The following is a 5,807-nucleotide window of genomic DNA, read 5'->3' on the forward strand; positions in this document are numbered from 1 at the left end:
AGCTCTCGGCACCGTTTGCCGATGACAGGGAAGGAATCACTACATGCTGAAGACCGAAGGCATCAAAGAGACGTTGGCTCAGGTCGTTTCGGACCGAAAGAAGGAGCTGTCGCCGGGGCGGATGTTCGTCGAGGCCTGCCAGAAAGACGGCCTCGACGCGTCGGTCGAGTACGACGTGACCATCACCGACACCCTGACCAGCTCGCGGCGCAAACCGCGCTACCCGGCGCGCAATGTGCTCAAAGCCATTGACCTGTCCCGTGATCCGCGCAAGTTCTATTGGCACGAGAGCGCGCCCAGCGCGGAGGACGCCCCGATCGAAGGCGCCGAGGTCCGCCGCGAACTGGCCAGCCGGTTCCACAAGTCGCCGATCCCCGAACTACTCCCCACCACGGCCTGGGTGCAGGTGCCGCCCGAAATGTGGGAGGACCCAGAGACTTTCGAATCGTTCATCAACTATCGGCTGATCGTCCGGCTCTGCACCGCCGAGAACTACACGATTATCAGCGGCGAGGGCGGCCTGCTCAACATCCCCGGCATCGCACGGATAACCAACCCCGGCCCCTTCGCCTCGACGATCCTGTGGGCCTGCAACGAAGTCGAGCAGATGGGCGGCACCGCCGACGGGCTGATCATCAACCCGGTCGACTACTACCGCGCCTTGGGCACCAGCCGCCTGATGGATGATCTCGAACAGAACGGCGTTTTCATCTGCCGTACCCGCCTTGTCGAGCCGGGCAGCGCCATCGTCGGCGACTTCGGCCACGGTGCACAGCTTTTCGATGCGGGACGTTCGGTGATCCGGTTCGCCGAGCCGCCGCCGGGGACCTTCGCCGAGCCGGGCGACGCGGTCATGGCGGAGATCTACGAGCGGGTTGTGGTCAACCTACCCACCAATTTCTTCGTCGTGACCGTGTAGGTCGGATCCGTGACGAGTGAGGAGGCGGCTCCCGTACCCGAGGGGACGGCAGCCGGCGAAGCCGGCGGGGTGGGTGAATACAGCGACCCGGATGTGGTGGTCGTCGGCGGCGGGGTCGCCGGGTTGTTCTGTGCCTATCATCTGCGCCGCGGTGGGGCCACGGTCACAGTGCTAGAGCGTGGCGGATTGGGTGGGCCGCAGTCATGTTCGTACGGGAATACCGGTTTCGTTGGCACCCATGGTGCCGCGCCACTGGCCGAACCGGGGATGCGTTCGCTTCGTTCGCTCAGCATGCTGAGCGCGGACGCGCCGTTCTACGTCAAGCTGCGCGCGGACCGCGAATTATTGTGCTGGCTCCGGCATTTCGGGCGAGCCTGCACCCCGACTGCCGCAGCGGCCGGGTTCCGCGCATTGATCGGGATGAAGAAGCGCAGTCTCGAAATACTGCTCGAACTGTGTGAATCACCAAGTATTGCCACCACTTTCGAGTCGCCGGGCATCGTGCTGGCCTACAAGACGGCACAGGGCTTCGCCGACGCCAGCCGGGCCGTCTCGCGAACCGTGGCCAACGGAGTACCGCTGCGCGTCCTCGGCCCCAGGGAACTCGATGAGCTCGAGCCTAAGACCCGCTTCGACATCTACGGCGCCCTGTACAACCCCGAAGGTGCGTATCTGCACGTGCCGGAGTTCGTCGTCGAATTCGGCCGGACGCTGCGCGAGATGGGTGTCGAGATCTGCGAACACACCGATCTGACCGGCTTCGAGGTCAAGGCGGGGAAAATCGAACGGCTGCAAACGAATCGCGGGGATCTTCGCCCCCGCGATGTAGTCATCACCGCAGGCGCGTGGTCCACCGAGTGCGCACGCATGGCGGGGATCGACCTGACGCTACAACCGATCAAGGGTTACAGCGTCACCATGGACATGCCGCCCAGTGGCCCCAGTCGGCCGGTACTGCTGAGTGAGGGCCGCATGGCGATGGTGCCGCTGGGTGACCGGCTGCGCATCGGCGGCAGGCTCGAGCTCGCCGGGATGAGCACCGCCGTCTCCGAACGGCGCGTACGCGGAATGCTGCGTACCGTCAACGAGTACCTGCCCGACCTGGAGGAAACACCGACCCGCGAGACCTGGAGCGGCTTGCGTCCCTGCACGCCGGACGGGGTCCCGCTGATCGGCCGCACCGGCCTGCGCAACCTGCTGATCGCCGTCGGCTACGGCCACATCGGCATGGGCCTCGCACCCGCAGGCGGCGAACTCATCAGTCAAATCCTGGCCGGCCAGGATCCGACCATCGACCCCAACCCCCTACAGCCGGACCGTTTCGACAGCACCATCTCTTAAGGCGTTACCAGTGATCGAAAACCCAGGTGTCAAGGGCGACACCACCATCGGCGTCCTCTGCCTGGACACCGCATTCACCAAAATCCCCGGCCACATCCGCAACCGCGCCACCTTCGACTTCCCGGTCATCTACCAGGTAGTACACGGCGCAACCCCCCAACGAATGGTCACCGAGGCCGACCCAACTCTCCTCGAGCCATTCATCATCGCCGCCAAGGAACTGGAAGCCCAAGGGGCAGCGGCAATCACCAGCGGCTGCGGCTTCCTCGTCATCTTCCAACAGCAACTGGCCGACGCCGTCCAAATCCCGCTCTACAGCTCCAGCCTGATCCAGGTACCGATGGTGCACCGAATGCTCGCCGCGGACCGAAAGGTCGGCCTACTGGTCGCGAAAAAGGAAGCCCTCACCCAGCGTCACCTGCGGGCAGTCGGCGCCGAGTCGGTACCGATCTGCGTCGCAGGCATGGACGCGCAACCAGAATTCCGCGAAGTAATCCTCGAGGGCCGCCGCGACAACCTCGACGCCGACCGCCTAGGCCATGAGGTGCTGCACGAGATAGACCAACTGGCCGCCGCCAACCCCGAGATGGGCGCTCTGGTCATCGAATGCACGGACCTCGTCCCCTACGGGCACGCCATCCAGAGCCGCCTCCGCATCCCGGTCTTCGACATCGTCACCCTCACCGAGATGGTGCACCGCAGCCTGAGCCACCGACCATTCCGCGGTTGAGGTAGGGCCGTGCCGGCCTGATGACCGAAAACGTCTCGGAGACAACCGTGTCCCCGTAAGATTGCGCCCGCCATGCGCATTTGAATGGGGTTTGCGCAGGATACAAGTGGCACAACAGTTCTTGGCCGCACCGACGTGCGATCAGGACGATCAAGGAGGGGAACTATGTCTGCGCCTGTACAACCGTTGTCTGTGGATGTCGGCATGCTCATTCGTCGTGCGCCGCACGAGGTTTTCGAGGCCCTGGCCGACCCGGCGACAACAACCAGGTTCTGGTACACGAAGAGCAGCGGCCGCATGGTCGGGGGTGCCGAACTCGTCTGGGAATGGGAAATGTACGGTGCCTCGCGAACGATTCAGGTAGAAAAGTCCGAACCCGACAAGACCATTCGCTTCGCTTGGAACAACTATGCTCCCGACGAGTCCACCACTGTCGAATTCTCGCTCACACCGTACGAGAACGACACGACGTACCTTCGTGTCACCGAGTCCGGATTCACCGGTGACCTCGATACGAGAATCGCCAATCTTCGCGATTCCACCGCAGGATTCGCTTTCATGCTCTGCGGTTTGAAAGCCTGTCTCGAACACGACGTGACGTTGCAGCTGACCCTCGACGAGCATCCACCGAACTTGTAGGGCCGGCGGCCCGACCTGCGTCTCCAGATCGACGACGGATCCGGCAGTGCTCTTGTGGCAGTGCGTAATTCGCTGATTATGAGTGACCGCGGCCGGGCGGGATGCTCAGCGCCAGCAATGCGGTGTCGTCGTCGACGCCTTCCCCGAACTGCACCAGCAGGTCCGTCACCGCGCTGACAACTCCGGGTGCGGTCGTCGGGGCCAGCGCGCCCAGGAAGGTCAGTAGCTCGTCTTCGCTGTGGCGAACGGAGCCGTTGGTGCGTGCTTCGGTGAGGCCGTCGGTGTAGAGCAGCAGGGTGTCGCCCGGGTCGAGACGGAATTCGATGCTGGCGAAGTGGGCGTTGGGTAGTGCGCCGACCAGTTGGCCGCCGGGGATGTCGAGGAAGCGGGAGCTGCCGGTGGCGGTCAGTAGGGCTGCGGGCGGATGGCCGCCGCTGGCAAGAATGACGTTGCAGCCCTTGGCATCCGGGGTCAGCTGACCGTAGATGACGGTGCAGAAGCGGGGGTCGATGCCGTGGTATTCGTGGTTGAGCACGGTATTGAGGATGGCCAGTGCCGCTACCGGATCCGGGTCGGAGGCGGCTGCGGCGCGCAGGGTGTAGCGGGCCAGCGACGTGACTGCGGCGGCGGGGGCGCCCTTGCCGGAGACGTCGCCGAGGAAGAACCCCCACGTGTCCCCGGCCAGGGGGAACAGGTCGTAGAAGTCGCCGCCGACCTCGTCGATGGAGGCGGGATGGTAGTAGGCCGCGACTTCCATGCCGGGGATCGTCGGCAAGGTGGGCGGGAGCAGGGTTCGCCGCAGCGTAGTGGCGAGTTTCAGCACGCGGTCGCGTTCCCGGTCGGCGTCTTGGCGGGCGCGCAACAGTTCTTGTTCATAGGCACGGCGGTCGCGGGCGTCGAAGATGGTGGTGCGGATCAGCTGGGCGGTGCCGTCGGCGCCGGTCTTGACCACCGAGGTCACCAGGACCGGTAGTCGAGTTCCGTTGGCGGCCTTCAGTTCCAGCGCGAGGCCGCCGATCTCGCCGTGCATGCTCAGTGTCGGCGCGATGTGTGTCTCGTGATAGATCCGTCCGCCGACGCTCAGCAGGTCGGTGAACCGTCGTCGGCCGACCAGCTCGTCGCGCCGGTAGCCGAGCCAATCCAGCAGTGTGCCATTGATTTTGGCGATCGTGCTGTCCATCAGCGTCGAAAGATAGCCGCACGGGGCGTTTTCGTAGAGGTCTTCGGCGCTGTCTTCCAACAGCGCGGAGAACGCCGGATTCGCACCGGAATCGTCGGGGTCGCCGCAACCACCGCCGCCGCGGTCGTCGTCGGTCTGGCGGATCACGGCGTGCTCGCCGCCGCGAACTCCGTTATCGCTCGGATGGTGTCCTCGGGTGCGCTCAACTGCGGGCAATGTCCGGTCGAGTCCAGCGTCACGAGCGTGCTGCCGGAGATATGGTCGCGCACGAACCGGCCGACCTCGGGCGGGGCGATGGCGTCCTCGCGGCTCTGGATGATCAGCGTCGGCACGGTGACGTGCGCCAGATCGGCGCGGTTGTCGGACAGGAATGTGGTCTGCGCGAAAACTCGGGCGATCGCCGGGTCGGTGCGGCAGAAGCTCTCGGTCAGCTCCGCCCCGAGCTCCGGCCGGTCGGGATTGCCCATGATCACCGGCGCCATCGTCGCCGACCAGCCCAGATAGTTGCTGTCGAGCGATTCGAGCAGTTCGTCGATGTCCGAGCGACTGAACCCACCTCGGTAGTCGCCGTCGTCGATGTAGCGCGGGGAAGGCGTCAGCAGCACCAGCTTGGCGAACCGGTCGGGCTCACGCACCGCCGCGAGGACAGCGATCATCGCCGATACCGAATGCCCGACCAGCACCACATCCCGCAGTTCCAGCTCGGCACACAGGTCGACAATGTCGGCGGCGTACCCGTCGAGCGTGCTGTACCGCTGCGCGGACCAGGCCGTCAGATCCGACTTGCCCGCACCGACGTGATCGAACAGCACCACCCGGAATCGCTCGGCCAGGGCGGGCGCGACGAGCCGCCACAAATTCTGGTCGCATCCGAAACCGTGCGCGAGCACCACCGTGGGACCATCGGCTCGACCGATCACCACGACATTGTTCTTGCTGCGCACATCCACTTGTCCATCCTGCCACCTCGCGGCCCGGACAACCGACGCGGCAGCCGA

6 protein-coding genes are annotated in these 5,807 nt (G+C 65.0%); 4 read left to right on the forward strand and 2 right to left on the reverse strand.

Translation table 11 applies throughout. The annotated features are described in order from the left end of the window. The first annotated feature begins 43 nt into the window (after positions 1-43). From ACIBK2_RS21420 to ACIBK2_RS21435, 4 genes are all read left to right on the forward strand, one after another. On the forward strand, positions 44-919 hold the full coding sequence (locus tag ACIBK2_RS21420; protein ID WP_396969298.1) for a family 3 encapsulin nanocompartment shell protein: 876 nt from the start codon (positions 44-46) through the stop codon (positions 917-919). A 9-nt stretch (positions 920-928) separates the two neighbouring features. Then, entirely contained in the window at positions 929-2,260 is a 1,332-nt protein-coding gene (locus ACIBK2_RS21425; protein ID WP_396969299.1) for an NAD(P)/FAD-dependent oxidoreductase, read from the forward strand. A 10-nt stretch (positions 2,261-2,270) separates the two neighbouring features. Further along, a complete protein-coding gene (locus tag ACIBK2_RS21430) occupies positions 2,271-2,990 on the forward strand; it encodes an aspartate/glutamate racemase family protein (protein ID WP_396969300.1) in 720 nt (239 codons plus the stop codon). A 165-nt stretch (positions 2,991-3,155) separates the two neighbouring features. Further along, complete coding sequence (locus ACIBK2_RS21435; protein WP_396969301.1) at positions 3,156-3,629, forward strand: SRPBCC family protein; 474 nt, start codon at positions 3,156-3,158, stop codon at positions 3,627-3,629. Between the two features lie 76 nt (positions 3,630-3,705). Here ACIBK2_RS21435 and ACIBK2_RS21440 read toward each other — a convergent pair whose 3' ends face one another. Both ACIBK2_RS21440 and ACIBK2_RS21445 read right to left on the reverse strand, forming a co-directional pair. Beyond that, on the reverse strand, positions 3,706-4,953 hold the full coding sequence (locus tag ACIBK2_RS21440) for a PP2C family protein-serine/threonine phosphatase (RefSeq protein WP_396969925.1): 1,248 nt from the start codon (positions 4,951-4,953) through the stop codon (positions 3,706-3,708). Continuing rightward, on the reverse strand, positions 4,953-5,759 hold the full coding sequence (locus ACIBK2_RS21445) for an alpha/beta fold hydrolase (RefSeq protein WP_396969302.1): 807 nt from the start codon (positions 5,757-5,759) through the stop codon (positions 4,953-4,955). Before ACIBK2_RS21445 ends, ACIBK2_RS21440 begins: the two co-directional genes overlap by 1 nt. Between the last annotated feature and the right edge of the window lie 48 nt (positions 5,760-5,807).

It is taken from the genome of Nocardia sp. NPDC050175 (genome assembly GCF_044459885.1).
Lineage (GTDB): Bacteria > Actinomycetota > Actinomycetes > Mycobacteriales > Mycobacteriaceae > Nocardia.

Excerpts from the sequence above, each read along its gene's own strand:
- ACIBK2_RS21420 (WP_396969298.1), top strand. The coding sequence starts at position 44 with ATGCTGAAGACCGAAGGCATCAAAGAGACGTTGGCTCAGGTCGTTTCG.
- ACIBK2_RS21435 (WP_396969301.1), top strand. The coding sequence starts at position 3,156 with ATGTCTGCGCCTGTACAACCGTTGTCTGTGGATGTCGGCATGCTCATT.